Annotated in this window: 29 protein-coding genes and 1 pseudogene; 18 read left to right on the top strand and 12 right to left on the bottom strand. The window is 72.6% G+C overall.

Annotation, left to right across the window (positions count from 1 at the left end):
* The first annotated feature begins 25 nt into the window (after positions 1-25).
* Entirely contained in the window at positions 26-982 is a 957-nt protein-coding gene (locus ACH34R_RS20530; protein WP_397563062.1) for a sensor histidine kinase, read from the top strand.
* A complete protein-coding gene (locus tag ACH34R_RS20525; RefSeq protein ID WP_397563061.1) occupies positions 979-1,671 on the top strand; it encodes a response regulator in 693 nt (230 codons plus the stop codon). The genes ACH34R_RS20530 and ACH34R_RS20525 overlap by 4 nt, the downstream gene beginning before the upstream one ends.
* A gap of 508 nt (positions 1,672-2,179) precedes the next feature.
* Here ACH34R_RS20525 and ACH34R_RS20520 read toward each other — a convergent pair.
* Positions 2,180-3,121 (bottom strand): Ppx/GppA phosphatase family protein, encoded by a 942-nt coding sequence (locus ACH34R_RS20520; RefSeq protein WP_397563060.1) that lies wholly within the window; start codon positions 3,119-3,121, stop codon positions 2,180-2,182.
* A 312-nt stretch (positions 3,122-3,433) separates the two neighbouring features.
* Here ACH34R_RS20520 and ACH34R_RS20515 point away from each other — a divergent pair, with 312 nt between their 5' ends.
* Complete coding sequence (locus ACH34R_RS20515; protein WP_397563059.1) at positions 3,434-4,006, top strand: hypothetical protein; 573 nt, start codon at positions 3,434-3,436, stop codon at positions 4,004-4,006.
* Here the strand turns inward: ACH34R_RS20515 and ACH34R_RS20510 are convergent.
* Positions 4,003-4,809: an SAM-dependent methyltransferase gene (locus tag ACH34R_RS20510; protein WP_397563058.1), complete on the bottom strand. Its 807-nt coding sequence runs from the start codon at positions 4,807-4,809 to the stop codon at positions 4,003-4,005. The genes ACH34R_RS20515 and ACH34R_RS20510 overlap by 4 nt on opposite strands.
* 107 nt (positions 4,810-4,916) lie before the next feature.
* Here ACH34R_RS20510 and ACH34R_RS20505 point away from each other — a divergent pair, with 107 nt between their 5' ends.
* Positions 4,917-5,411 (top strand): DinB family protein, encoded by a 495-nt coding sequence (locus tag ACH34R_RS20505; RefSeq protein ID WP_397563057.1) that lies wholly within the window; start codon positions 4,917-4,919, stop codon positions 5,409-5,411.
* Positions 5,412-5,424: 13 nt separating this feature from the next.
* Here the strand turns inward: ACH34R_RS20505 and ACH34R_RS20500 are convergent, their stop codons facing one another.
* Both ACH34R_RS20500 and ACH34R_RS20495 read right to left on the bottom strand, forming a co-directional pair.
* Positions 5,425-6,699, bottom strand: coding sequence for a sensor histidine kinase (locus tag ACH34R_RS20500; protein WP_397563056.1), 1,275 nt, complete (start codon positions 6,697-6,699; stop codon positions 5,425-5,427).
* Positions 6,696-7,352: a response regulator transcription factor gene (locus ACH34R_RS20495; RefSeq protein ID WP_111170948.1), complete on the bottom strand. Its 657-nt coding sequence runs from the start codon at positions 7,350-7,352 to the stop codon at positions 6,696-6,698. Before ACH34R_RS20495 ends, ACH34R_RS20500 begins: the two co-directional genes overlap by 4 nt.
* Before the next feature lie 193 nt (positions 7,353-7,545).
* On the opposite strand from ACH34R_RS20495, the gene ACH34R_RS20490 reads away from it, so the two are divergent.
* From ACH34R_RS20490 to ACH34R_RS20465, 6 genes are all read left to right on the top strand, one after another.
* Positions 7,546-8,091, top strand: coding sequence for a hypothetical protein (locus tag ACH34R_RS20490; RefSeq protein ID WP_397563055.1), 546 nt, complete (start codon positions 7,546-7,548; stop codon positions 8,089-8,091).
* A complete protein-coding gene (locus tag ACH34R_RS20485) occupies positions 8,091-9,236 on the top strand; it encodes a peptidoglycan-binding protein (protein ID WP_397563054.1) in 1,146 nt (381 codons plus the stop codon). The genes ACH34R_RS20490 and ACH34R_RS20485 overlap by 1 nt, the downstream gene beginning before the upstream one ends.
* Positions 9,233-9,955, top strand: a complete 723-nt coding sequence (locus tag ACH34R_RS20480) for an ABC transporter ATP-binding protein (protein ID WP_397563053.1) — start codon at positions 9,233-9,235, stop codon at positions 9,953-9,955. Before ACH34R_RS20485 ends, ACH34R_RS20480 begins: the two co-directional genes overlap by 4 nt.
* 23 nt (positions 9,956-9,978) lie before the next feature.
* Positions 9,979-11,154 carry an ABC transporter permease gene (locus ACH34R_RS20475; protein ID WP_397563380.1) on the top strand — a complete coding sequence of 392 codons (1,176 nt, stop codon included), beginning with the start codon at positions 9,979-9,981 and terminating at the stop codon, positions 11,152-11,154.
* Positions 11,155-11,268: 114 nt separating this feature from the next.
* Entirely contained in the window at positions 11,269-11,682 is a 414-nt protein-coding gene (locus tag ACH34R_RS20470) for a VOC family protein (RefSeq protein ID WP_397563052.1), read from the top strand.
* Between the two features lie 5 nt (positions 11,683-11,687).
* A complete protein-coding gene (locus tag ACH34R_RS20465) occupies positions 11,688-12,596 on the top strand; it encodes a 2-hydroxyacid dehydrogenase (RefSeq protein ID WP_397563051.1) in 909 nt (302 codons plus the stop codon).
* Positions 12,597-12,615: 19 nt separating this feature from the next.
* Here ACH34R_RS20465 and ACH34R_RS20460 read toward each other — a convergent pair whose 3' ends face one another.
* On the bottom strand, positions 12,616-13,158 hold the full coding sequence (locus tag ACH34R_RS20460) for a TetR family transcriptional regulator (RefSeq protein WP_397563050.1): 543 nt from the start codon (positions 13,156-13,158) through the stop codon (positions 12,616-12,618).
* A gap of 59 nt (positions 13,159-13,217) precedes the next feature.
* Here ACH34R_RS20460 and ACH34R_RS20455 point away from each other — a divergent pair, with 59 nt between their 5' ends.
* On the top strand, positions 13,218-13,568 hold the full coding sequence (locus tag ACH34R_RS20455) for a VOC family protein (protein WP_397563049.1): 351 nt from the start codon (positions 13,218-13,220) through the stop codon (positions 13,566-13,568).
* Between the two features lie 93 nt (positions 13,569-13,661).
* Positions 13,662-14,126 carry a tetratricopeptide repeat protein gene (locus ACH34R_RS20450; protein WP_397563048.1) on the top strand — a complete coding sequence of 155 codons (465 nt, stop codon included), beginning with the start codon at positions 13,662-13,664 and terminating at the stop codon, positions 14,124-14,126.
* A gap of 25 nt (positions 14,127-14,151) precedes the next feature.
* On the opposite strand, the gene ACH34R_RS20445 is transcribed toward ACH34R_RS20450, so the two are convergent.
* The 3 genes from ACH34R_RS20445 to ACH34R_RS20435 all read right to left on the bottom strand — a co-directional run bounded on the left by ACH34R_RS20445 (position 14,152) and on the right by ACH34R_RS20435 (position 16,735).
* The gene (locus ACH34R_RS20445) at positions 14,152-14,355 is read right to left on the bottom strand and encodes a hypothetical protein (protein WP_397563047.1); all 204 of its coding nucleotides are present in this window, start codon (positions 14,353-14,355) and stop codon (positions 14,152-14,154) included.
* On the bottom strand, positions 14,352-16,109 hold the full coding sequence (locus tag ACH34R_RS20440) for an alpha/beta fold hydrolase (protein WP_397563046.1): 1,758 nt from the start codon (positions 16,107-16,109) through the stop codon (positions 14,352-14,354). Before ACH34R_RS20440 ends, ACH34R_RS20445 begins: the two co-directional genes overlap by 4 nt.
* 68 nt (positions 16,110-16,177) lie before the next feature.
* Positions 16,178-16,735: a TetR/AcrR family transcriptional regulator gene (locus ACH34R_RS20435; protein ID WP_397563045.1), complete on the bottom strand. Its 558-nt coding sequence runs from the start codon at positions 16,733-16,735 to the stop codon at positions 16,178-16,180.
* 260 nt (positions 16,736-16,995) lie between these two features.
* Here ACH34R_RS20435 and ACH34R_RS20430 point away from each other — a divergent pair, with 260 nt between their 5' ends.
* Genes ACH34R_RS20430 through ACH34R_RS20420 form a run of 3 tightly spaced genes read left to right on the top strand, consistent with a single transcriptional unit; the run spans position 16,996 to position 18,481 of the window.
* On the top strand, positions 16,996-17,352 hold the full coding sequence (locus tag ACH34R_RS20430) for a DUF4158 domain-containing protein (RefSeq protein ID WP_397563044.1): 357 nt from the start codon (positions 16,996-16,998) through the stop codon (positions 17,350-17,352).
* The gene (locus tag ACH34R_RS20425; RefSeq protein WP_397563043.1) at positions 17,352-18,038 is read left to right on the top strand and encodes an alpha/beta fold hydrolase; all 687 of its coding nucleotides are present in this window, start codon (positions 17,352-17,354) and stop codon (positions 18,036-18,038) included. Before ACH34R_RS20430 ends, ACH34R_RS20425 begins: the two co-directional genes overlap by 1 nt.
* Entirely contained in the window at positions 18,035-18,481 is a 447-nt protein-coding gene (locus tag ACH34R_RS20420) for a nitroreductase family deazaflavin-dependent oxidoreductase (protein WP_397563042.1), read from the top strand. The genes ACH34R_RS20425 and ACH34R_RS20420 overlap by 4 nt, the downstream gene beginning before the upstream one ends.
* 106 nt (positions 18,482-18,587) lie before the next feature.
* Here the strand turns inward: ACH34R_RS20420 and ACH34R_RS20415 are convergent, their stop codons facing one another.
* Complete coding sequence (locus ACH34R_RS20415) at positions 18,588-19,472, bottom strand: TetR/AcrR family transcriptional regulator C-terminal domain-containing protein (protein WP_397563041.1); 885 nt, start codon at positions 19,470-19,472, stop codon at positions 18,588-18,590.
* Positions 19,473-19,569: 97 nt separating this feature from the next.
* Here ACH34R_RS20415 and ACH34R_RS20410 point away from each other — a divergent pair, with 97 nt between their 5' ends.
* Together ACH34R_RS20410 and ACH34R_RS20405 are read left to right on the top strand one after the other, a co-directional pair.
* Entirely contained in the window at positions 19,570-20,163 is a 594-nt protein-coding gene (locus ACH34R_RS20410) for a GNAT family N-acetyltransferase (protein ID WP_397563040.1), read from the top strand.
* Positions 20,156-21,010 (top strand): alpha/beta fold hydrolase, encoded by an 855-nt coding sequence (locus ACH34R_RS20405; RefSeq protein ID WP_397563039.1) that lies wholly within the window; start codon positions 20,156-20,158, stop codon positions 21,008-21,010. The genes ACH34R_RS20410 and ACH34R_RS20405 overlap by 8 nt, the downstream gene beginning before the upstream one ends.
* A 180-nt stretch (positions 21,011-21,190) precedes the next feature.
* On the opposite strand, the pseudogene ACH34R_RS20400 reads toward ACH34R_RS20405, so the two are convergent.
* Positions 21,191-21,514, bottom strand: a pseudogene (locus ACH34R_RS20400) (FAD-dependent monooxygenase); the annotation flags it as partial.
* A 405-nt stretch (positions 21,515-21,919) separates the two neighbouring features.
* Between ACH34R_RS20400 and ACH34R_RS20395 the strand changes: the two are divergent.
* On the top strand, positions 21,920-22,342 hold the full coding sequence (locus tag ACH34R_RS20395; protein WP_397563038.1) for a winged helix-turn-helix transcriptional regulator: 423 nt from the start codon (positions 21,920-21,922) through the stop codon (positions 22,340-22,342).
* 17 nt (positions 22,343-22,359) lie between these two features.
* Here the strand turns inward: ACH34R_RS20395 and ACH34R_RS20390 are convergent, their stop codons facing one another.
* Both ACH34R_RS20390 and ACH34R_RS20385 read right to left on the bottom strand, forming a co-directional pair.
* The gene (locus ACH34R_RS20390; protein ID WP_397563037.1) at positions 22,360-22,542 is read right to left on the bottom strand and encodes a hypothetical protein; all 183 of its coding nucleotides are present in this window, start codon (positions 22,540-22,542) and stop codon (positions 22,360-22,362) included.
* On the bottom strand, positions 22,539-23,222 hold the full coding sequence (locus tag ACH34R_RS20385) for a DsbA family protein (RefSeq protein ID WP_397563036.1): 684 nt from the start codon (positions 23,220-23,222) through the stop codon (positions 22,539-22,541). The genes ACH34R_RS20390 and ACH34R_RS20385 overlap by 4 nt, the downstream gene beginning before the upstream one ends.
* Positions 23,223-23,420 lie beyond the last annotated feature (198 nt).

The following is a 23,420-nucleotide window of genomic DNA, read 5'->3' as shown; positions in this document are numbered from 1 at the left end:
CCGAACGCTAGGGCGGCTCAGGCGCATGGCGCATCCGCCCGCGGGGGTGGGCGCGGGCGGCGGTCATCCCGCGGAGGTACGGCGATGCCCCGCAGGGTCGATGCGTCATCGCGGGCCGGTCTGGGACAGTGGAGCGGTGTGGGATGCGGGGCCGGTCTGGGCGGCGTGCGCCCTGGCGGCGTGCGCCGTGGCGGGGTGGCTGGGGGCGGGGCTGGCGCGTGCGCGGCGCCGCCACCGGCGGGCGCTGGAGGAACGCGGCCGGCTGCTGGAACGCGAGCGGGCCGGTGCGGCCCGCGCCGCGGTGGAGGCCGAGCGCGCGCGGATCGCCCGGGAGCTGCACGACATCGTCAGCCACAACGTGAGCCTGATGGTGGTGCAGGCGTCGGCGGCGCGGGAGGTGCTGTCGGCGCACGCCGCGGTTCCCGCCGAGGCGATGTCGGCCCTGGCGGCGGTGGAGTGCGCGGGCCGCGGCGCGCTGACCGAGCTGCGGCACCTGCTGGGCCTGCTCGCGCCCGCCCAGGACGGCGACGACGACGGCGACGGCGACGCCTGGGACGATCTGTCCCCGCAGCCGGGCCTGGGCGACCTGGGGCCGCTGGTCGACCGGATCGCGTTCGCCGGGATGCCGGTGGAGGTGCGGATCTCCGGTGAGCCGCGCCCGTTGCCGGCCGGCATCGAGGTGACCGCCTACCGGATCGTGCAGGAGGCCCTGACCAATGCGCTCAAACACGGCCAGGGCGCCCCGGCGCAGGTCACGATCCGCTACGCCGGCCGTTTCCTGCGGGTGGAGGTACTCAACGGCGGGCCGAGCGTGCTGAACGGCCAGGCGGGGACCGATGCGCCCGCGCGCCGCGACGGCGCCGGGCGCGGGCTGCTGGGGCTGCGCGAACGCGTCGCGCTGTACGGCGGTGACCTGGACGCCCGGCGGCGGCTCGGCGGCGGCTACCGGGTGCGGGCGCGCATCCCGCTGGAGCGGCCGTGAACCGGCCCCTGTCACCGGCCTCGCCGCGGGTCCTCATCGCCGATGACCAGGCCCTGGTCCGCAGCGGCTTTCGGCTGATCTTGACGACGCGCGGCATCGAGGTCGCCGGGGAGGCCGCCGACGGGGCCGAGGCGGTGGCGGCGGCGCGGCGGCTGCGCCCGGATGTGGTGCTGATGGACATCCGCATGCCCGTCATGGACGGCCTGCAGGCGGCGCGGCTGGTCCTGGCGGAACTGCCGGACTGCCGGGTGATCATGCTGACCACCTTCGACCTGGACCGTTACGTCTATGCGGCGCTGTCGCTGGGCGCGAGCGGGTTCCTGGTCAAGGACGTGACGGCCGAGCATCTGGCGGCCGCCGTACGGCTGGTCGGCACCGGCGACGCGCTGCTGGCGCCTTCCATCACCCGGCGGCTGGTGGAGCGGTTCGCCCGCGGCGACCGGCTGCCGGGCACCGCCGCGGGAGCCCATCCCGACCTGGCCGCCCTGACCCCGCGGGAGGTGGAGGTATTGACACTGGTGGGCCGGGGATTGTCCAACGCCGAGCTGGCCGCGACGCTGACGCTCAGCGAGGCCACCGTCAAGACCCACGTGAAGCGGATCTTCGGCAAGCTGGGGCTGCGGGACCGTGCCCAGGCGGTGGTGGTGGCCTATGAGACCGGGCTGGTCCGCCCGGGCGGCCCCGTCTAACCCCCGGCCCCGATGTCGTACAGGCGCGTGCGGTTGCGCGGCCCGTTCCTCGCCGCCGGGGATGCGGATCGGTTCTCTGGGGCGGCCTCGGGTGGCGGTTGGCCCGGAAGGCCACGGGAGCCGTCTGGGGCCGTCGGTGAGGGGATGCACGTGCGCCCATACCCGGTCGGGGTGCCCGCCCAGCCAGCCGGCCAGGCCCCAACGGATCACTTCGGCCTCACACGCAGACGCCTATCCCCCCTATCGAGATGCACGCTTGGGCGGGGCTGCAGCACGCGCTCCCGCAGGGGGTGTTGGGCGGGCGGCAGGACGAAGGTGCGGCGCAGATCTGCGTAAATGGCTGAGCCGTCGCTGGATGACGACTGTGGCATCTCCGGACATTCACGGCGAACAGCACCAGGACAACTACCGAGAAAGCCATACATCTGAATCGCTGGAATACCAGCCATGACAATTTCGGTTTTCTGCGCCCACGCCCTTTCCCCGGCCCGCCGCGCGCGGCGGGGGTCTACGGGTGGTGCAGGCCGAGGTGTTCCAGCAGCAGCCCTTCCCGGGTCGACCAGGGGCAGATCTCGACCTCGCGGGCCTGGCAGGCGTCCATGAGGGCCTCGGCGACCAGGGCGCCGGCCAGCGACTGCTCGGCGCGGTGGCGGCTGATGCCGGGCAGTTCGCCGCGGCGGGAGACCTCGGTGGCGGCCAGCAGGTCGGCCGAGGCGCGCAGCCCGGGCAGGTCCAGGCGGGTGCCGTCGCCGGTGCGGGCAAGGCGGGCGAGCTGGGCGAAGGTCTTGGAGCAGGCCAGTACGCGGGTGCCGGGGGCGGCGGCGGGCAGGCCGGGTGGTTCGGCCAGGGCGCGGCGCAGGTCCTCGCGCACCTGGCGCAGGCGGTGGGCGGGCGCGGTGCCCTCGGGCAGCCAGCGGCGGGTGACCTGGCGGGCGCCCAGCGGCAGGCACATGGCCAGCAGCGGCTGATGGCCGGTGCCGTAGGCGATCTCGACGGTGCCGCCGCCGATGTCCAGTACCAGCAGCGGCCGGTCGGTGGCGCCGCTCCAGCGGCGGGCGGCGACGTAGGCGAGCCTGGCCTCCTCCAGGGCGGGCAGGACCCGCAGCCGGGTGCCGGTGGCGGCGGCCACCCTGGCGATGATCTCCTCGCGGTTGGGGGCGTCGCGGATCACCGAGGTGGCGAACGCGAGCGGGGGGCGGCGCGCGGGGGCCGCCTTGAGGGCGCGGGCCACCGCCCGCTGGACGCTGGCCACGCCGCGGTCGCTCAGCCGGTCGTCGTCGGTGAGCATGCGGTGCAGCTTGAGCCGTACCTTGCGGGTGGCCACGATCTCCCACAGGCCGGGGTCGGCCGGGTCGCGCGTCCGGGGTGGCCGGGCGGCGCGCGGGGGGCGGCGCACCACGGTCAGCGCGGCGCTGTGCGCGCCCACGTCGAGCACTGCGGTGCGCCGCATCGGCGTTTCTCCTTCGCTTCGGCCCATTTGACACTTCCCGGATTCGGGGCGACCTGACCGCCGCGGACACCTGGAGTTCACGCATTGGTAATGAGTTTCGGAGAACAGTGCGCGCATTACCGGCCGACCTTTACGAAATAGTTGAATATTTCGGTGTCCGCGAAATAGCGGCGGTTCGCCGGGCTTCTTCCGTTGTGGAAGGGCGGGACGGCGATGACCGCACCGGCGTATCGTCATGTCCGTGACGCACACCGCCGTGACCGTCGTGGCGCGGTCCGTTCCCCGGCCCCGGCGGCGGGGCGGGGCACTGAGGTGAACGGCCCGGGTTTTCGCGTCGTGCTGGTGCCGGATCTGGGCGAGGATCTGGCCCGCGCGGCGGCCATGCTGGAACGCGCGCTACTGTCCCTGCGCGCGGCCGAACGCCGCGGGACGGTGCTGCCGGGGCCGCTGGCGGCCGGTGCGGCGCTCGGCGCGCTGCGGCGGCTGTGGCGGGCGGTGGCCCCCACCCAGGGCGGACCTGCCGCGGGCCGGCTGTACGGCGCGGGCGGGCGGGTCGAGCACGTCCCGCTGCGGCTGGTCGACATCGACCCGGTGGACGTGGTGACGTTGTCGGCGGCGGCCGCCGTGCTGGGCGCGGGTGATGGCCCGGTACACGCGGCACTGCCGCCGGGCGGCCCGCCCGCGGGCGACCTGGCGGCGGCCGCGGCCCGTTTCAGCGGGCTGCTGGACCTGGCCGACACCGCCGAGTCGATCGTGCTGCGCGAACGCCTGGCCGCCGCGGGCCCCGGCGCCGATGTGACGCTGACGCCGGCGCAGGAGGCGGCCTACCGTCACACCGCCGACCGGCTCCACGCGATGTGGCCCCGCCCCCGGCCCCGCCACTAGGGTTTGCGGGCGGCCGCGGCGTACATGTTGGTGGCGGTGTCGGGCAGCGGCGGCTCGCCGGGGGCGGGGTGCCAGCGGGGCATCGGGACGACACCGGGCTCCAGCAGGTCCAGGCCGGTGAACAGGCGTTCCACCTCGGCGTGGCCGCGCAGGTACATCGGGATGCCGCCGCGGGTGTAGTCCTCGGCCAGCCGCCGTGACTCGGGGGCCAGGTCGGCGGTGGGGATGGTGAGGGCCAGGTGGCTGCCCGGGGCCAGCGGTGCGAGCAGCGCCTCCACCAGGCCGTGGGCGTCCTCCACGAACTGCAGCATCGCGATCACCATGAGCGCCACCGGCTGCGACAGGTCCAGTGTCCGGTGCAGCGCGGGGTCGGCCCACAGCCCGGCGGGGGAGCGCATGTCGGCCTGGATGTAGGCGGTGCGGCCCTGCGGCGCGCCGGTCAGCAGCGGGCGGGCATGGGCCAAAACGATCGGATCGTTGTCCACGTAGACGACCCGCGCCTCGGGCGCGGACTGCTGGACCACCTCGTGCAGGTTGGGGGAGGAGGGGATGCCGGCGCCGATGTCGAGGAACTGCCGCAGCCCCAGGCCGGCCAGGTGGCGGGCCATGCGGTGCATGCAGGCCCGGTTGGCCAGCATCGAGGTGCGCAGGCCCGGCCAGGTCCGCAGTGCGGTGGCGGCGGTCTGCCGGTCGGCGGCGAAGTTCTCGGTGCCGCCGATGATGTGGTCATAGACCCGCGCCGGGTGCGGCCGGTCGGTCTGCAGGTCCGGGCCGGGCCGGTCGTGCTGGGGGGCGTCCGACATCAGAGGGTCCTGCCTTTCGCTGGTGGTCGCCGCGGGCCACCGCCCGTGGCGTTGCTCCTGCCTTCCGGGCGGGCGCCATGGCCCGCCCCCATTACCATGTTGAGATCATGAGCGACCCCCGGATCAGTCCGCCTTTCGTCAACGACGAGCGCGCCATGCTCGACTCCTGGCTGGAGTGGCACCGCCAGACCCTCGCCGTCAAGTGCGCGGGCCTGCCGCCGCATCGCCTGGCCGAACGATCGGCGCCGCCGTCGAGCCTGTCGCTGCTCGGCCTGGTGCGGCACATGGCCCATGTGGAGCGGGCCTGGTTCCGCATCGTGCTGGACGGCCAGGACGTCCCGCCGCTGCACCCCGGTGACGACGACTTCGACGAGGCCGCCGACGCCTCGCCCGAGGAGGCGTTCGCCATCTGGCAGGCCGAGATCGACCAGGCCCGCGCCCTGTCGGCGGCGCTGCCGCTGGACGCGCTGGGCAAGGGCAGGCGGCACGGCCGGCAGGTCTCCCACCGGTGGGTCCTGGTCCACATGATCGAAGAGTACGCCCGGCACAACGGTCACGCCGACCTGCTGCGCGAACGCCTCGACGGCGTCACCGGCGAGTGACCCGGGCCCTTTTTCACCCCCCGCCCTCGGCCTCGCCCTCAGCGCCTGGCCCGTGCGGTGAGAGCGGCAACGTCACCGTGACGATCAGCCCGCCGCCCGGGCGGGGCCGCACCATGGCATCACCGTCGTGGGCGCGGGCCACCGACCGCACGATCGACAGGCCCAGCCCGGCGCCCTTGGCGGTGACCACCCGATCGCCGGGCAGCCGGCGAAACGGCTCGAACAGCGAGGGCACCTCATAGGCCGGCACCACCGGGCCGGTGTTGCTGACCTCCACCTCCACCAGGCCGTCCCCGCGGGTGCGGCTGGCCACCCGCACCCACCCGCCGCCGGGCCGGTTGTGCCGGATGCCGTTTTCCACCAGGTTGTGGACGAGTCGTTCCAGCAGCAGCGCGTCGCCCGCGGTCGGCGCCTCGCCCGCCCGTTCCTCCACGCTGACCCCGGCCTCCTTGGCCTCCACCTCGATCTGCGCGGCCACATGGCCGACCACGTCGGCCAGGTCCACCGGCAGCCGCTCGACGATCTCCCGCTCCGAGCCGGCCAGCACCAAAAGCCCGGTGATCAGCCGCTCATGCCGCGAATTGATCTTCAGTAGGTCCTCGCCGAGCGTCGCGACGTGTTCACAGGCCGCCTGGCGGTGCATGGCCAGTTCCACCAGCGCCCGGCCCAGCGTCAGCGGGGTGCGCAGTTCGTGGGAGGCGTTGGCGACGAACCGGCGCTGCCCGTCGAAGGAGCGGTCCAGCCGTTCCACCATCGTGTCGAAGGCGTCGGCCAGGCCCTTGACCTCGTCATCGGGGCCCTCCAGCGCGATCCGCTCGTGCAGGCCGCGGTCGGCGGCCGGGGCGGCGGCGATCCGCCGGGCGGTGTCGGTCACCCGGTGCAGCGGCGCCAGGACCCGCCCGGCCACCAGCCAGCCGAACCCGGCCGCCGCGCCGCCGACCACCAGCAGCGCCGGCGCGCCGAAGGCGAGCATCGATGTGGTCGCCGCCCGGTGCAGCGTGTCCTGCTGGTCCTTCATCCACTGCTCGGCCACGCGCGGGTCCATCGGCACGCCGTTGACCGTCACCCGCCAGGCCTGGTCCTTTCCGGTGTTCTTGCCGGCCACGGCGCCGGGCGGTAGCTCGGTGCGGGCCAGCACCTTGGCCCCGGTCCGGGTGATCTGCTGGCTGAACAACGCGTACGTGGTGCCCAGCAGCACCAGCCCGGCCAGGAAGAACAGCCCGCCGTAGATCAGGGTCAGCCGGGCCTGCAAGGTGATGCGGCGTGGCCGCCGCCGGGCCGCTCTCATGGGATCCGGTATCCCACGCCGGTGACGGTCTGCACCACCGGCGGGTCGCCGAGTTTGCGCCGCAGCTTGAACACCGTCAGGCGGACCGCGCCGGTGAACGGGTCGGCGTACTCGTCCCACGCCTTTTCCAGCAGGTGCTCGGCGGAGATGGCCGCGCCCTGGGCGCGCAGCAGTTCGGCCAGTACCGCGAACTCCTTCTTCGACAGCGGCACGTACCGCTCGCCGCGGAACACCTCGCGCCTGGCCGGGTCCAAGGTGATGCCCGAGCGGCGCAGCACCGGCGGCGCGGCCGGGCGTGAGCGCCGCCCCAGGGCCTGCACCCGCGCGGCCAGTTCGGCGAACGCGAACGGCTTGGCCAGGTAGTCGTCGGCGCCCAGTGACAGCCCCGCCACCCGGTCGGTGATCTCGGCGGCGGCGGTGAGCATCAGCACCCGTGTCTCCGCGCCGGTGGCCACCAGGTCGGCGCACACCTGGTCGCCGTGCACGGCGGGCAGGTCGCGATCCAGTACCAGCACGTCGTAGTCGTTGACGGCGAGCCGTTCCTGCGCGGCGGCCCCGTCGTGGGCGATGTCCACCGCGTGGGTCTCCTGCCGCAGCCATTCGGCGATCGCCCGGGCGAGCTGCGGCTCGTCCTCCACCACCAGCACCCGCATGAAAGTCCTTTCCCCGGCGCGCCCACCGGCGTCCACGGCGACCATGGTCGCCCACCGCGCGTGTGGTTTCCGTTAGCGAGCCCGCCCCGCCCCGGTAGGCCGGCGGAGGAAACGCCGGGGAAACACCGCCTGCTGTTGCATCGGCTGGCGACCGGCCGGAACCACCGGCCAAGATCAGCGAGGAGGCGAGCAGATGCGCAGGTCGATCCGCGGCGCGTTCGCGGCGGCGCCGCTTGCCCTGGCCATGGCCCTGTTGCTCGGCGGGTGCGCGGGCGGGGACGCCGAAGGGCCCGGCGTGGCCGGCGCCGGGAACGGCTCCGCCGGCGCGAGCACCGGCCCCAGCCTGAGCCCCGATGAGATGGGCGTGAAGTTCGCGCAGTGCATGCGCGAAAACGGCGTGGACATGGAGGACCCCAAGCCCGGCCAGGGCATCCGGCTGAAGTTCACCCAGGGCGACAAGGCCAAGACCGACAAGGCGATGGAGGCCTGCCGGCAGTACAACCCGCAGGCCAACGCCACCGGCGCGCCCGACCCTGAGGCCGAAGAACGCGGCCGGGCGTTCGCGGCGTGCATGCGCGAGAAAGGCGTCGAGGCCTTTCCCGACCCCAAGCCCGGTCAGCGCGGCATCATGATCACCGGCGAGGTCGCCAAGGACCCCGACCTGGAGGCCGCCCAGAAGGCCTGCCAGGACATCATGCCGGGGCCCGGCCGTAGCGGAGCAGGGACCGGTGGAAGCTGATGGGGCACGGCACCGTCACCGACCACCCGGGCTCCCCGGCCGAGGATGAGGAACGTCCTCGCCCGCGGGGGCGGCGGGGCCGGCGGGTGGTGATCGCGGCCGTGGTCGTGGTCGCCGCCGCCGGTGGGGCCACCGCCGCCGCGCTCACGCTGGAGGCCCCCGGCGCGCCCGGCAAGGGCGGCACGCCGCCGCCGTTGCCGCCGGCCACCGCCGAGGTCACCCGGCAGACCCTCACCGACACCACCACCGCCGACGGGGAACTCGGCTACGGCCCGGCCACCACGGTCAGCGCCCGCACCGCCGGTACCCTCACCCGCCTGCCCGGCACCGGTGACCGCATCGGCCGCGGCAAGCCGCTGTTCAGGGTGGACGACGCGCCGGTGACGCTGCTGTACGGCTCGCTGCCCGCCTACCGCCGGCTGGAGCCCGGCATCGAGGGCCGGGACGTGCGCCAGCTGGAAAAGAACCTCGACGCGCTCGGCTATGACGGGTTCACCGCCGACGACGAGTTCACCTACGACACCGCCGAGGCCGTACGGGACTGGCAGGAAGACCTGGGCCTGCCCGAGACCGGCGTCGTCGAACTCGGCCAGGTCGTCTTCGCTCCCGGCCCGGTACGGGTGGAGGCCGTGCAGGCCGGTGAAGGCGAACCGGCCCGCCCCGGCGGCAAGATCCTTTCCTATACCGGCACCGCCAGGGCCGTCACCGTCCGGCTGGACCCCGCCGACCAGCGGCTGGCCGAAAAGGGCGGCAAGGTCACCATCACCCTCCCCGACGAGCGGACCGTCACCGGCCGCATCACCGAGGTCTCCACCGTCATCACCCCCGGCTCCGGCCAGGACGCCGAACCGGCCACCAGCGTGGAGGTGAGCGTCGCGCTGCCCGGCAAGAAGGCCCAGCGGGCCACCGAGGACTACGCGCTGGCCGCGGTGGACGTCGCCTTCACCGCCGGGCGCCGCAAGGACGTGCTGACCGTTCCGGTGGCCGCGCTGGTCGCGCTGGCCGAAGGCGGTTTCGGGCTGGAGGTCGTCTCCGGCGGCACCTCCCGCCATGTGCCGGTGCGCACCGGCCTGTTCGCCGCCGGCCGGGTGGAGGTCTCCGGCGAGGGCGTCGCCGAGGGCACGATCGTGGGGATGCCCAAATGATCGCCCTCACCGACGTCACCAAGGTCTACCCGGGCGGGGTCGCGGCCCTTGCCGGGGTGAGCCTGCGCATCGGGCGCGGGGAACTGGTGGCCATCGTGGGCCCCTCGGGGTCGGGTAAGTCCACCATGCTCAACGTGCTGGGCACCTTGGACCGGCCCACCTCCGGCACGGTGCGCATCGACGGCCACGACGTCGCCGACCTGTCCGACGCCGGGTTGTCGGCGCTGCGGGCGGGGCGGATCGGGTTCGTCTTCCAGCAGTTCCATCTGGCGCCCGGCACCACGGCGCTGGACAACGTCGCCGACGGGCTGTTGTACTGCGGGCTGCGCGCCGCGGAACGCCGCCGCCGCGCCGCCGCGGCGCTGCGCCGGGTCGGGCTGGCCCACCGGATGGACCACAAGCCGCACCAGATGTCGGGCGGGGAACGCCAGCGGGTCGCGGTGGCGCGCGCGGTGGCCGGTGAGCCGCCGTTGCTGCTGGCCGATGAGCCGACCGGCAACCTGGACTCGGCCTCCGGGGCGGCGGTGATGGACCTGCTGCGCGGCCTGCACGCCGCCGGCACCACCGTGGTGATCATCACGCACGACCGGGAGATCGCCGCCGCCCTGCCCCGCCGGATCCAGATGCGCGACGGCCGCATGATCTCCGATTCCGCCCATCCCGGCGCCCTGGCCGATCCGGGGCATCCTGCGGGCCTGGCCGCGGAGGCCGGCCGGTGAGCCGCGCGCCGCGCCCGGCGCGGATGTGGCCCGGCGATGTGCTGAAGGTCGGCGCGGCGGGGTTGCGCACCCGCCCCACCCGGGCCCTGCTGTCGGCGCTGGGCATCGCCATCGGCATCGCCGCCATGGTCGCGGTGGTCGGCATCACCTCCTCCTCGCGCGCCGAACTGGACCGGACGCTGGCCTCGCTGGGCACCAACCTGCTCACCGTCGCCCCGGGCACCACCTTCACCGGCGCCCAGGCCGAACTGCCGCTGCAGGCCGAGGCCATGGTGGGGCGGATCGCCCCGGTCCAGGTCGTCTCGGCGATCGGCATGGTCGGGCAGGCCAAGGTGTACCGGACGGGGAAGATCCCCCCGGTGCAGACCAACGGGCTGGCCGCCTATGCGGCGCGTACCAACCTGCTCACCGCGATCGGGGGGCAGGTGGCGAGCGGCGCCTGGCTCAACGACGCCACCGGCGCCTATCCGGCGACCGTGCTCGGGGCGCTGGCCGCCGAACGGCTCGGCATCGGCCGGGCCGGGCCCGAGGTGCAGGTCCTGATCGGCGGGCGGTGGTTCACCGTGATCGGCATCTTGCGGCCCGCGGCGCTGGCCCCTGAACTGGACACCGCCGCGCTGGTCGGCTGGACCGCCGCGGAGCGCGAACTCGGTTTCGACGGCCATGCCACCACCGTCTACACCCGCTCGCGGGCCTCCCAGGTCGAGGCGGTGCGCGCGGTACTGGGCGCGACCGCCAACCCGCAGGCCCCCAACGAGGTCGAGGTCTCCCGTCCCTCCGACGCGCTTGCCGCCAAGCAGGCCGCCGACGCGGCCTTCACCGGGCTGCTGCTGGGGCTGGGCGCGGTGGCGCTGCTGGTCGGCGGGGTCGGCGTGGCCAACACCATGGTCATCTCGGTGCTGGAACGGCGTGGCGAGATCGGCCTGCGCCGCTCCCTGGGGGCCACCCGCGGCCAGGTGCGCACGCAGTTCCTGACCGAGTCGCTGCTGCTGTCGGCGCTGGGCGGGCTGGCGGGGGCGGCGCTGGGGGCGGTGGTCACCGCCGGTTACGCCCTGCCGGCGGGGCTGCCGGTGGTGGTGCCGGGCTGGGCGGTGGCCGGCGGGCTGGCCGCGACCTTGGCCATCGGCAGCCTGGCCGGGCTGTATCCGGCGATCCGCGCCTCGCGGCTGTCGCCGACCGAGGCCCTGGCCGCCCGCTGACCGCTGACCGCCGGGGCGGGCGTCCCCGCCCCGGCACACTTGACACCGCCCGCCCCGCCTCGATAAAAAACCGAACAGTTATTAATCCGTTCGGTTATGAAAATGGGTGGATCGGTGAACTGGACCCTCGAAGTCGTGGTCGTCCCGGTGTCGGACGTGGAGCGCGCCAAGACCTTCTACACTGAGCAGGCGGGCTTCACCTGCGACCACGACGTCGCCGGGTCCGGCGGCACCCGCGTGGTCCAGCTCACCCCGCCCGGCTCGGCCTGCTCGATCGTGATCGGTTCCGGTCTGACCCCGATGACGCCCGGCACCCTGCAGGGCCTGCAACTGGTCGTCGCCGACGTCCGCGCGGCCCGCGAGCATCTGGCCGCGCGCGGCGTGGACGTCGGCGAGGTCCAGTACGCCGGCCCCACCGGCTTTCGCCCTGCCCGCCCCGGCGATGACCTCGACAACGCCGGTTTCATCCACTTCGCCGACCCCGACGGCAACCGGTGGGCCGTGCAGCAGATCAGCTCCCGGGGCTGAGGCCGGTGCTGCTGCTGCCCTACCTGGATGTGGCCGAGCAGATCCGCGCCGAGTTCCCCGGCGCCGACATCGGCGTCTGGGACGGCGACGGCCCGCCGCCGCCCGATCTTGCCGCCGTCACCTTCTACGCCATGCCCTACGCCAAGGGCGAGGCCCCGCGCCGGGCGATCGCCGCCATGCCCGCGCTGCGCGTGGTGCAGACCCTCAGCGCGGGCGTGGAGAAACTGCTGCCGCTGCTGCCGCCCGGCGTGGTGCTGTGCGGCGGGCGCGGTCTGCACGACGACAGCGCCGCCGAGCACGCCCTGGCCCTCATCCTGGCCGCCCAGCGCGACATCCCCCGCTGGAGCGCCGACCAGCGCGATCACCGCTGGGCGCCGCGCCGTACCCGCTCCTTGGCCGGGTCGCGGGTGGTGCCGGCCGGCTACGGCTCGATCGGCGCCGCGCTGGAGGTGCGGCTGCGGGCCTGCCGCGCCCACACCGTGCGCGTGGCCCGCCGGGCCCGCCCCGCCGAGCAGGTCCACGCCGCCGCCGACCTGCCCGCGCTGCTGCCCGCCGCCGACATCCTGGTGGCCGTGCTGCCCGACACGCCCGCCACCCGGCACCTGATCGGCGCCGGCCACCTGGCCGCGCTGCCCGATGACGCCCTGGTGGTCAACATCGGCCGCGGTACCACCCTGGACACCGCGGCCCTGACCCGCGAGGTGAGCACCGGGCGGCTGCGCGCCGCGCTCGACGTCACCGACCCCGAGCCGCTGCCGCCCGGCCATCGGCTGTGGTCGGCCCCCGGCGTGCTGATCACCCCGCATGTGGCGGGCGGTTCGGCCGCGTTCGTCCCGGCCGCCAAGGATCTGCTGGCCGAGCAGGCCCGGCGCCACCTGACCGGCCGCCCGCCGCTCAACGTGATCCCGCGCTGACCCGCCGGCCGTCCTGCGATCATAAGGCCCTTAGTTCGTCGTCGGGCGCGTGGAGCCGCAGGGCCGCGATCGCGGCGCGGGCGTCTTCGGGCCGGGCGCCGCCGGCGATCGCGGTCAGCGCCGCGCGCCAGGCCGCCGCCAGGACCGTGCCGAGCAGCGGCGCGGGCGGGACGGCGCTGCGGGCGAGCATCTCGGCCAGCCGGTCAGGGCCGGCGCCCGGGGGCGGGTCTCCCAGGATGCGAAGGAAGTTCTCGCGTACGGCGAAGTCCAGCCCGACCAGCATGGCCGACGTCACCGCCGCCGAGCGGCCGGCGCCGGCTCCCGTGGCCGCCACCGCGCCTTCCATCCGATCCAGCAGGCGTCGTTCGACGTCGTCCCGCACGAAGGCGTACAGCCCGAGCTTGCTGCCGAAATGGTGGTAGAGCGCGCCCGTGGTGACCTCGGCCGCCGCCGCGAGCTCGGCGACCGTCACCTCCTCGAAGGGGCGCGCGCCGAACTCCTTGACCGCGGCGAGTACGAGTCTGCCCTTGGGGGAGGTCGAAACGGGGATCCATTCGCGCATCCGTACATAATGCCGTTACGCTGTCCCTAAATCCAGTTACGTATGGAAGGAAGCCACCCATGAAGCTCGAGTTCCTCTTCATCCCTACCTCTGACCTGCAGGCATCGCTCTCGCTCTACCGGGACGGCCTCGGTTTCACCGAGGCGTGGCGCGAAGGCGACTCCACCGTCGCACTGGCCATCCCGGGCACGGGCGTACAGCTCATGCTCGACTCCCACGACGCGAACGCCCCGGTCGGGCCGGTGTACATCGTCGACAGCGTCGACGCCTTCCACACGACCCGCCCGAAGGCGCTCGCCGTGGTCCAGGAGCCCTCGGAGATCCCCGGCGGCTTCCAGGCCGTCTACAAGGACCCGGGCGGTTCGACGATCTATGTCATGGACCAGTCCACCGAGCAGAACACCCCGTAGGGCGAGCAGGAGAGCACAAGCCGCAAAGCCGGGCTGCCGGGGGACGGGGTTTAGGCTGATCATGATCGCCCCGTGACGCCGAAGGAGCCGCCGATGACCGCCGATCCGATCCTGGCCCGGATCGGCCAGGGGGTGGAGCTGAACCACCACCGAGGTCAGCGCGTGGCCGCCCGCGAGCTGTTCGCGCAGATCTGGGAGGACATCGGCGGCGAGCATGGCGACCCGCTGCACGTCTGCGTCCTGGCCCATTCGATGGCCGATGTCCAGGACGACGTGCACGAGGAGCTGGTGTGGGACCTGCGGGCGCTCGCCGCCGCCGGCCAGATCACCGATGAGCGGGTGGCCCGGGCCGGGGTGCCGCTCCCGGTGGCCGGCCTGTATCCGTCGCTGCACCTGAACCTGGGGGAGTGCTACCGCAAGCTCGGCGACCTCACCCGCGCCCGTGACCACCTCCGGCAGGCGCTGGCCGGGATCGGCGCACTCGCCGACGACGGGTACGGCCTGCTCATCAAGGGCGGGCTGGATCGGCTCGCCGGACGGCTGGGCGAGACCGACTGACAGTGCCCTCAGGCGAGGGGGACGGTCAGCCGTCTCGGAGCAGGACCCCGACCTCAACGAGCCGCCCGCCGGGCGAGACCGGCACGGTCCGTGAGGTGCCGCCGATGTCGGCCGAGGCCGAGACGCTCAAGGACGAGCCGGCGGCATGCCGCCGTTCGCGGGCCGAGCAGGCGTGGTGCCTGACCGTCTTGGCCGGACTCCGCCGCCACGCCCGGCGCAGCCGCGTCAACTCGGCCCGGCCCCCTGGTCCGGCCCATCGCACCGCACATGTGGGCGCGCCCCGACGACGAGTCCGCCCGGGCCGCCGATCGGGTCGCGGGCCGCGTCGAGGTGGCGGGCGATCTGTGCCGGGTGGGTGAGCTGCGGGTAGTGGCCGGCCCCGGCGATCTCGGTCACCGGGTCGCCGGCCTCCACGGCCAGCGGGTCGGCCGCACCCACGATGATCTCGACCGGGATGCTCACCCGGGCCAGTAGCGACCGCGATCGCTCGCGTTCGGCGTGATCCGTGCGCAGGGCGGTGACCACCCGGCGCGCCACCCCCGGACGCCGCAGGTCGGCTGCGGCGCCGGCCACCTCTGGTCCCTCCGGCAGGCCGAGCCTGCCGGCCAGGCGGGAGGTGGACAGGCGGCGCATCACCGGCACGGCGATACGCGAGCGGGTGAGCCGTGAGCCGGGGGCCTGGAGGAACGACGGACAGATGAGTACGAGCCTGCTGATGCGTCCGGGGTGCTCGGCGGCGAAGCGGACCGCGGGACCGCAGGCCAGCGAGTGCGCGACCAGCACGGGCCGGGTCCGCACCGGGCGCATCAGGTCGGCCAGCCACTCCTGCACCGGCCGGGAGGAGGGGGCCGAGCGTCCCAGCCCGGGCAGGTCCGGGGCCAGGACGGGGCCGGTGAGGCGGGCGGCGAGCGGTGCCCAGAGGTCGGCGTTCATCGGTAGCCCGTGCAGCAGGACGTGAGCGGGCCGGTGACGCTCCCCGGTCACCCAGGTTCGGGTGCCCGCTACGGGGTGGAAGCCGTAGGGCCGCATCCAGGGCGACGCGGCACCGAAGCGGGTGGCCACCAGGTCGTCGGCCCAGGTGCGCAGGGCGTCGGCGGCCGGGGGCATCTCCAGACCGGCGGTCGCGGCGAAGGCGGCGGCGGAGGCCGTCGGGTAACGGTCGGCCGATAGGAACGACAACGTCTCGGGGTCGGCTCCGGTGAGCTTGCGCGGCAGGCGCCGCAGGAGAGCGGCGGGAACGGAACGGCGGGGTGCCCGCACGCCCATGTGGTCGGCGATGGTGCCGATCAGTTCGGGCAGGAGGGGCGTGGTGTCGTCGAGCACCCAGTAGTGCTCGCCTGGAGGCGAGGCGGGGATCTCTGCCAGGAAGCGCGCGAGGTAGCCGATCGTGACGATCGGCACGAAGACGTCAGGGCCGCCGGGCAGGGCGGGGAGCCGCCCGTTCCACAGGTTCTCCACGAGGGCGGCCAGGCCGATGTACTGACCGGGCCCGATCACGGTGCTGGGGTTGGCGATGGTCAGCGGGACGCCCAGCTCGCGGGCGCGAGCGCGTACCGCGAGATCTCCTTCGAGTTTCGACGCCTCGTACGCTCCCAGCCCGGCGTAGTCGGGCCGGCCGCTGGACGCGCTCACCCGGTAACCGCTGAGATGCACCAGCCGCCGCAGCCTCGGCAACGTGGCGGCCCATTCGAGCACATTGAGCGCCCCGGTCACGTTGGCCGCCCGAGCCTCCTTCACCTCAAGGCCGAAGGCGTAGCGAGCGGCGGCGTTGTAGACCTCGCGTACGTCGGGCAACCCGGTGAGCGGCCGGGTGATGTCGGCGGCGACGGTGACCAGCCCGCCGGTGTCGACGCCCTGGCCGGTCAGCCAGGGGGTGAGGGTGTCGTCGCGGACGACGGCCGCCACCCGCCGGCCCCTGCCGAGCAGCTCGGCGACCAGCGAACGGCCGATGAAGCCGGTCGCGCCGAAGACGATCGCGTCCACATGACCTCCAAATAGGTCGGTCTACATATTTTGAGCTCAGAAGACCCCGCCGGTCACGGCGGGCGGTCTCAACCGAGCAGGGCGGTGATCTGGCGGGCGACGCGCGTCAGCGGCTGCCTGCTGCGGTGCGCCCTGGCCAGCAGGAGCGCCCCCTCGATCAGGGCCAGGATCGTGACCGAGAGGTCGTCGGCGTCCGCATGGCCGTCCAGCCGCGCACGCAGGGCCGCCTCCCACTGGGTGTAGACCTCCGAGCAGACCTTCTGCAGCGGGTCGCTGGCCGCGGCCATCTCGAGTGCCACGGTGGCCACCGGACACCCCTTGCGCCAGCCCGACGCCTCCAACCGGTCGCCCAGGTGCCACAGCATCGCTTCAACGAACTCCGCCGCGGACGCGCTGGAGCCGGCCAGCCCTTCCATGGCATCGCCGATCGTCCGACCGGCCCGCCGCATCGACTCGCCGACCAACTGGTCCTTGCCGCCGGGGAAGTGGAAGTAGAGCGAGCCGCGAGGCGCGCCACTGACCGCGATCACCTGGTTGAGCCCGGCACCGGAATATCCCCCGGCCTCGATCAGCTCCTGCGCCGCGTCCATCAGCCGATCCCGCGTCTCGGCACCCTTCTGCCCCATGGCGAGATAATAGACCGGCCTACATATTATTTCAAATGAACCAATCGGTAGCCATGATTACAGACCGTGTTTCTCCTGGCCTTGCCGGAGGTCCGGGAGGACATGCGATGCCGAACGGGGTCCCGGTAGCAATGAAGAAATTTTCAACGAAGTAGCGCCTGACCTGCGATAACGGCCGAGTTGACCTCCGGTGGCGGGCTGATGATCGCTGCCGCTACGGTCGTTCCGGTTTTGTCCGGTACGGCACGTGGCGTGGTGCGTTGTCAGAGAAGATGTTCTCCGAGGAGCAGTTGGAGCAGCTGCGCTCGTTCCCGGAGATCAGCGCAGATGAGTTGATCCGGTATTTCACGCCGACGGCGGCTGACGCGATGTTCGTGAGTCCCTGCGGGCGGGGCCCGGTGGACCGGCTGGGCGTGGCCCCGGCGGCACTGCGGCTGTACGGCAAGCGCGATCAGACCCGCTCGGACCATCTGGGCCTGATCGCCAAATATCTGGAGTGGCAGAGCGCCCCCGCGGGCAGCCAGGCGATGCAGGAACTGGAGCAGTTCCTGCTGGACCGGGCGATGGAGCACGACTCGCCCACGCTGCTGTTCAACCTGGCGCGCGCGAGTACCTGATGGCGGCCAAGGTGATCCGGCCCGGCGCGCTCATCTTGGCCAAGATGGTCGGCACGGCCATCCGGCAGTTGCGCGAGGGCCGTCTAGGCAGGGGCCGGTTCGCCAAGGTCGTTCTGGTCGGCCACTCGCTGGGCTCGACCCTCGCCCGCACTGTGGCCGCCGCACATCCAGCGGAGGTGGACGGCGTCATTCTGACCGGCGAGTCGAGCGTCCCGAACGAGGCCGCTTTCGAGCAGATGGGCGCGGGAATCTACCGCGCCGCCGACGACCCCCGCTTCGCCGGGCACGGGCTCGACGACGGCTACCTCACCACCCGGCCCGGCCTGCGGGCCACCTGGTTCTACCACCGGCCCAACGCCGACTCCAAGGTCATCGCCGCCGACGAGGCCACCAAGACGACGGACGTCTTCCCTCCCGGCGACTCCTACACCCCGCCCTCGATCAACAAGCACATCCAGGCCCCCGTACTGATCGTCACCGGCGAGCATGACAAGCTTCTGGCCGGAGCCCGCTCCTCCGCCGCGCTGCACGACCAGGAGGCCCCCTTCTACAGCCCCCGCGCCAAGCTGGAGACCGTCGTGGTCCCCGGCACCGGGCATGTGCTCAACGGCCACCGCATCGCGCCCCACTGGTTCGCCCAGGCACGCGAGTGGGCCGACCGCCGCGTGGGCGGAGCGGCCCGATGAGCCACGAGCCGATCGACAGCCCGACCAAGTGGGTGGCCAGGCACGTCAAGAACTACGCCGAGTCCGGCGGCACTCGCGGTCACCTTTTCCACGGCGCCCCCACCCTGCTGATCACGACGATCGGCCGCCGCTCAGGACTACCACGGCGTACCGCCCTCATCTACGGCCGCGACGGCGACCGATACCTCGTGGTCACCTCCAACGGCGGCGCCGCCGACCATCCGCTCTGGTTCCACAATCTGCTCGCTCAACCGCAGGTCAAGGTGCAGGTCGGGACCGAGGTGTTCGACGCGATGGCCCGCCCGGCGGCCGAGGACGAGCGCCCGCGCCTGTGGGAGACGATGACCGGGATATGGCCGCGCTACACCGGCTACCAGAAAGAGACGTCCAGACAGATCCCAATCGTGATCATCGAGCGGGCGACGATGCCATATCTCGGCTGACGATGATCTACAGTCACGCTCCGATCGTTATCTAGGGGTTCTCAAGCGAAGTAGCCGGTCAGCCGCTTGAAGGCACGTAAGGCACGTAAGGCAAGTAGGCCGGCCCTTAAATCCGTGCGGCGAAGCCGTCCAGGTGGCAGGTCAGGCCGTACTCGAACAGCCCGTCCAGGTCCGACACTGTCTCCCGGGGGATCGCGGCCAGCTGCGGGAAGCGGCCACTGTGCAGAAGCTCGTCGGCGCGCGCGCGCTGGGCCAGCCACCACCGGTCGAGCGTCACCCCGGTCTCCTGTTCGGCCTCCGCCTCCTCTGCCACGGTCAAGGCGACGGTGATGACCAGACCGTGCAGGGTGAGCGCCTCCCGGATCCTGGTCTCCATGGGCAGGCCGAGCCCGTCGAGCGCGCGCAGGGTCCACTCGGTGTGGGCCATCATGTTGGGCACGAGCAGCGGGCGGGTGAACGAGATCGCTCTGGCCAGCCACAGGTGCCGCCGGGACAGCTCCCACTGCAGGCGGGCGATCAGTTCGAGCTTGGCCCGCCAGCCGTCAGGCCCCGGATCGGGCAGCTCCGGCTCGCCGAAGACCTCGTCGACCATCTGGATGACCAGTTCGTCCTTGGTGGCCACGTGCCGGTACAGCGACATCGGGCCCGACCCGAGCTCCGCCGCGAGCCGCCGCATGGAGACGGCGTCGAGCCCCTCCACGTCGGCGATCGCGATGGCGGTACGGAGCAGGTGCCCGCGGTTCAGCGTTCGCTTCGGCGCGCTCACCCGGGGCTGCCGCCCGCTGACCACCGTGCCGGAGCCCACCTTGGCCTCGACCAGGCCCTCGTCGCGCAGGGTCGCCATCACCCGGGTCGCGGTCGCGATCGCCACGCCCCACCGCTGGGCGATCTGGCGGATGGACGGCATCCGCTCGCCGGGCCGCAGCTCGCCGGTCAGGATCCTGCTGCGGATCTCCGCGACGATGCGCCGGTAGGGCGGTTCCGCCGCCATGGGCAGCCTCCTAATGTACTAGTCCACTCAGCTTCGTACTAGTGCACTTTATCCTCCTAAACCCGCACGTCCACACAGTTATCGATACGGTGTACCCATGGCAGTTGATACATCGTACGCAACCGAGCCGCAGGCAGTGGTGGACGTCCTCGTCGAGGTGTTCACCGACGACCCCGTCGTGTGCTGGCTCTTTCCCGACCCGAGCGAACGTGGTCGTCTCCAGGCGGTGTTCTACCGTTTCCTGCTCACCCACCCCGCCGCCGAGGCGTACCTGACGGACGGTGGTGAGGGCGCCGCCATCTGGCTCACGCTGGGCCCGGACGAGACGCTCCACGACGACCAGCCGGACACCGGGGCGGCCTTCGGTTCGCGGATGCGGGCACTGAGCCAGGCGCTGAACCGGCGGCACCCCACCGGCGCACGGCACCTCTACCTGCCGTGCATGGGCGTGGCCGGCGAGCGGCGGGGCACCGGGCTCGGCTCGGCGATGCTGCGGCAGCGGCTGGATCGGGCGGACGCCGACGGGCTCGGCGCGTACCTGGAGGCCAGTTCGACGCGGAGCCGGGCCCTGTACCTGCGGCACGGGTTCGAGGACCTGGGAGCCCCGGTCCAGGTGGCCGACGGCCCGCCCCTGTGGCCGATGTGGCGACCGCCGTCCCCCACCGGTGAAGAGAGGAACATCAATGACTGAATCGCCCACCGTGGTGCTCATCCACGGCACCAACACCTCGTCGTACTGCTGGAACGGCCTGGTCAGGGAGCTCACCCTGCTCGGCCACCGGTGCGTGGCCGTCGACCTGCCGGGACACGGCGAGGAGGCGTACTACCCGCTCGCGTACCAGGCCCCGCAGGACCTGGCGGGCCTGGCCACCGAGCCGTCGCCGCTCGCCAAGATCACCATCGACGACTACGTCGAGCGGGTCGTGGGCGTGGTACGCCGGGTCCGCCGGTTCGGCCCAGTGATCCTGGCCGGTGCCAGCCAGGGCGGCGTCACCGTCAGCAGGGTCGGCAACGCCGTCCCCGGCCTGCTGGAGCGGGTGGTGTACGTGGCGGCGTACTGCTGCGTTGACCTGCCCAACCTCAGCGCCTACCTGGACACCCCGGAGAACGCCGGCAGCCTTCTTCCCGAGGTCGTCCGGGCGATGGCCGCCGACCCGGCCGCCTTGGGGGTGAGCCGGATCAACTGGCGTACGGCCGACCCGGACGCGATGCGCGGCATCAAGGAGTGCCTCGCCGACGACTTCACCGACGAGGCGGCGCGCTGGATGCTCAACGCCCTCGAACCGGACGAGACCGCCACCATCCCCATGGCCGAAGCGGCGGGCAAGTCGGACACCTGGGGCCGGATCCCGCGCACCTACGTGCGCTTCACCCAGGACCGGCTGATCCCCCTCGCGTTGCAGGACCGGTTCATCCGGGAAGCCGACCGGCTCACCCCGGACAACCCGACGGATGTACGGAGTGTCGCGGCGCCCCATGTCGGGCCGTTCGGCCGGCCGGAGCTGGTGGAGATTTTCGACGAGCTCCTCCGGCGCTGAGTCAGACCGGCGCGAGCGACTCCCGCCCTCGTCCCACATCCACAGGACGTCGCGGCCGGTCAGGTCCCCCCGCCGATCCAAGGGACTCCAGGGGCGGGGTGAGGGCTGACGGTGCGTACCCGGTGACGCGGTAGCGCCCGCCGGGGATCGGGCCACGATCAGCGCGCCGTGTTCGTTGTGCCAGAAGCACGGCCGCTCCGGCGGGTCGGCCGGCTCGACGTCGCCGAGGAAGCCGAAGACGGTCGAGTCGGTGCCGGGGAAGTCGATGCCCGCCGCCTGGCGCACGGTGCTGCCCGCGCCGTCCGCCCCGACCACGTGTCCGCGGTGATCTCGTACTCGCCGTCCGGCCCGCTGACCCGCAGTGTCACGCCCTGTTCGTCCTGGCTCAGCCTGGACACCTGGTGCCCGCGCCGGATCACCACCCGAGGGCCCAGCTGCGGGTGCGCGAGCATGAACGGGAACCGGCGTGGCCAGCTCTCGGAAGTCCAGGCGAGCGGGCAGCATGCCGAAGTGCCCGTCCGGCACGGGCGGTCCGCCGTCGAGGAAGCCCTGTTCCTGCCCGCGCATCGCCACTACCTCGATCGAGCGCGGGTGGACGGCCAGCGCCTTCGAGTGCGGGCTGCGCTGCTCGGCCCGTTCCAGGACCAGCGGTCGCCCGCCGCCATCCACAGCCCGACCGGGCCCGCGCCGACCACGATGGTGTCGTGTGCGTTCACAGGAATCACTCTCCGTTGAATTGAGGTGTGACGCGTGCGGCGGCGAGGTCGCGGTGAACGACCTTGCCCTCCCGGCCTTGGAGGAAGGACTGGGCGACGCTCCGAGAGCGGGCGGGGGTCGTGGATCGGTGTGACCGCCCCGTAGGTGTTACATACTGGTAGTGCGGTTGCACCCGAATGAGAGGGAATGGAGATGGCGTCAGCGCGACAGATCACCGGTCCGTGCCAGGCATGGCCGAAGGACAGCGCCTTCATCCGTGAGGTGCTCGACCGCATCGGCGACAAGTGGACGGTGTTGACCATCAGCACCCTGAGCGCCGGCTCGCTGCGCTACTCCGACCTGCACGCGAGCATCCCAGGGATCTCCCAGCGGATGCTGACCCAGACGCTCAAGCATCTCGAGCGCGACGGCCTGATCACCCGGACCGCGTACGCCGAGGTCCCGCCGCGAGTGGAGTACGAGCTGACGAAGCTGGGCCGGTCGCTGATCGACGCGGTGATGGCGATGGCCGGTTGGGCCGCCACCCACCACAGCGAGATCGCCGGCAACCGGGCCGCCAGCGAGCTGACCGGGGTCGGCCGGGGCAAGGCCGCGGTCAGCGCGCCGGCAGGCTGAGGTGGTGCCGGTGGCGCTCATCGCCGCGTAGCGTCGGGCACGTCGGGCACTCCTGGCATTTCGCCCGCGGCGTCCTCGTTGTCCGCCTCAGCGCTCGCTGCCTCGTCGGCGGTGACGATGTGGCACACCCTGGTATCGGGCTCGCACCACCCGCCGGCGGGGGCCGCCACGATCTCAAGCCCGCCCCTCGCCCCGCTCATGACACACGCTCACCCGGCACCGGCCCGGCCACCTGCTCCAGCAACCGGGCATAGACAGGGACCTTCTGGGCGCCCGGGGCGGCCACCCGGCGGTCGAGGACAACGAATGGGACGCCGGTGGCGCCTAGCTCCAGGCCCTCGGTCCGGTCGGCGCGCACGCGGTCGGCGTACTCGTTGCCCGCGAGGATCTCGCGGACTCGCTGCCCGTCCAGCCCGACCGACTCCGCGACGCCTGCCAGAGCGTCCGAGTCGTAGGGGTTGAGGGTGCCCGCGAAGAAGCCGTCCTGCACGTCGGAGAAGAACTCGAACCCGAGGCCCTGGTCGCCTGCGTACTGCACCACGCGGTGCAAGTTGAACGTGCTGGCGTTCAGGCGGTCCACAAAGTATTCGAGCCCCTCCTTGTGAGCCATGGCCTGCATCTGGCGCTCCGCCTGGAGGACGTTGGCGGCGGTGCCGCCGTGGGTCCGGATGAAGCTCTCCTCATTCTTCTCCAGCTCCTGCGGCGCCTCCGGGTCCAGCTCGAAGGATCGCATCATGATCTTGAACCGATCCGCATCCGGGCGCTGTGAGATCGCGGCCTGGAGCCGGTGCTTTCCTACGTAGCACCAAGGGCAGCCCAGGTCGGCCCACACCTCGATGACGACCTGCGACCCCTCGGGTCGCGTTACCTGCTCAGCCATCTTCCTTCCTAACCTCACTAGTAGTGCGTAACACCATCATGAGTGAGTAAAAGGAGGCTTACAAAAGGCACTTTCAAGTACGTGGGCACCGCCTGACAGGCACTACACCTTGGCCGCGCGAAGAACCCGAAAACCACGAGTGGTGATCATGCCGCTCGCTGCCCGGCAGAGGGCACAGCGGGCTACTCCTTCAGCACC

The sequence above is a fragment of the Spongiactinospora sp. 9N601 genome (assembly GCF_044326295.1).
GTDB lineage: Bacteria > Actinomycetota > Actinomycetes > Streptosporangiales > Streptosporangiaceae > Spongiactinospora > Spongiactinospora gelatinilytica.
This window is presented reverse-complemented; position numbering and strand designations above follow the sequence as displayed.

What these genes read in the sequence shown, in the direction of transcription:
- ACH34R_RS20390 (WP_397563037.1), bottom strand. Translation starts at nt 22,542, where the DNA reads ATGAGCGGGGCGAGGGGCGGGCTTGAGATCGTGGCGGCCCCCGCCGGC.
- ACH34R_RS20510 (WP_397563058.1), bottom strand. Translation starts at nt 4,809, where the DNA reads ATGTCGGACGCCCCCCAGCACGACCGGCCCGGCCCGGACCTGCAGACC.
- ACH34R_RS20475 (WP_397563380.1), top strand. Translation starts at nt 9,979, where the DNA reads ATGTGGCCCGGCGATGTGCTGAAGGTCGGCGCGGCGGGGTTGCGCACC.
- ACH34R_RS20460 (WP_397563050.1), bottom strand. Translation starts at nt 13,158, where the DNA reads ATGCGCGAATGGATCCCCGTTTCGACCTCCCCCAAGGGCAGACTCGTA.
- ACH34R_RS20505 (WP_397563057.1), top strand. Translation starts at nt 4,917, where the DNA reads ATGAGCGACCCCCGGATCAGTCCGCCTTTCGTCAACGACGAGCGCGCC.
- ACH34R_RS20435 (WP_397563045.1), bottom strand. Translation starts at nt 16,735, where the DNA reads ATGGGGCAGAAGGGTGCCGAGACGCGGGATCGGCTGATGGACGCGGCG.
- ACH34R_RS20500 (WP_397563056.1), bottom strand. Translation starts at nt 6,699, where the DNA reads ATGAGAGCGGCCCGGCGGCGGCCACGCCGCATCACCTTGCAGGCCCGG.
- ACH34R_RS20530 (WP_397563062.1), top strand. Translation starts at nt 26, where the DNA reads ATGGCGCATCCGCCCGCGGGGGTGGGCGCGGGCGGCGGTCATCCCGCG.
- ACH34R_RS20395 (WP_397563038.1), top strand. Translation starts at nt 21,920, where the DNA reads ATGGCGTCAGCGCGACAGATCACCGGTCCGTGCCAGGCATGGCCGAAG.
- ACH34R_RS20450 (WP_397563048.1), top strand. Translation starts at nt 13,662, where the DNA reads ATGACCGCCGATCCGATCCTGGCCCGGATCGGCCAGGGGGTGGAGCTG.
- ACH34R_RS20520 (WP_397563060.1), bottom strand. Translation starts at nt 3,121, where the DNA reads ATGCGGCGCACCGCAGTGCTCGACGTGGGCGCGCACAGCGCCGCGCTG.
- ACH34R_RS20480 (WP_397563053.1), top strand. Translation starts at nt 9,233, where the DNA reads ATGATCGCCCTCACCGACGTCACCAAGGTCTACCCGGGCGGGGTCGCG.
- ACH34R_RS20385 (WP_397563036.1), bottom strand. Translation starts at nt 23,222, where the DNA reads ATGGCTGAGCAGGTAACGCGACCCGAGGGGTCGCAGGTCGTCATCGAG.
- ACH34R_RS20425 (WP_397563043.1), top strand. Translation starts at nt 17,352, where the DNA reads ATGGCGGCCAAGGTGATCCGGCCCGGCGCGCTCATCTTGGCCAAGATG.
- ACH34R_RS20410 (WP_397563040.1), top strand. Translation starts at nt 19,570, where the DNA reads ATGGCAGTTGATACATCGTACGCAACCGAGCCGCAGGCAGTGGTGGAC.
- ACH34R_RS20485 (WP_397563054.1), top strand. Translation starts at nt 8,091, where the DNA reads ATGGGGCACGGCACCGTCACCGACCACCCGGGCTCCCCGGCCGAGGAT.
- ACH34R_RS20490 (WP_397563055.1), top strand. Translation starts at nt 7,546, where the DNA reads ATGCGCAGGTCGATCCGCGGCGCGTTCGCGGCGGCGCCGCTTGCCCTG.
- ACH34R_RS20455 (WP_397563049.1), top strand. Translation starts at nt 13,218, where the DNA reads ATGAAGCTCGAGTTCCTCTTCATCCCTACCTCTGACCTGCAGGCATCG.
- ACH34R_RS20495 (WP_111170948.1), bottom strand. Translation starts at nt 7,352, where the DNA reads ATGCGGGTGCTGGTGGTGGAGGACGAGCCGCAGCTCGCCCGGGCGATC.
- ACH34R_RS20415 (WP_397563041.1), bottom strand. Translation starts at nt 19,472, where the DNA reads ATGGCGGCGGAACCGCCCTACCGGCGCATCGTCGCGGAGATCCGCAGC.
- ACH34R_RS20405 (WP_397563039.1), top strand. Translation starts at nt 20,156, where the DNA reads ATGACTGAATCGCCCACCGTGGTGCTCATCCACGGCACCAACACCTCG.
- ACH34R_RS20420 (WP_397563042.1), top strand. Translation starts at nt 18,035, where the DNA reads ATGAGCCACGAGCCGATCGACAGCCCGACCAAGTGGGTGGCCAGGCAC.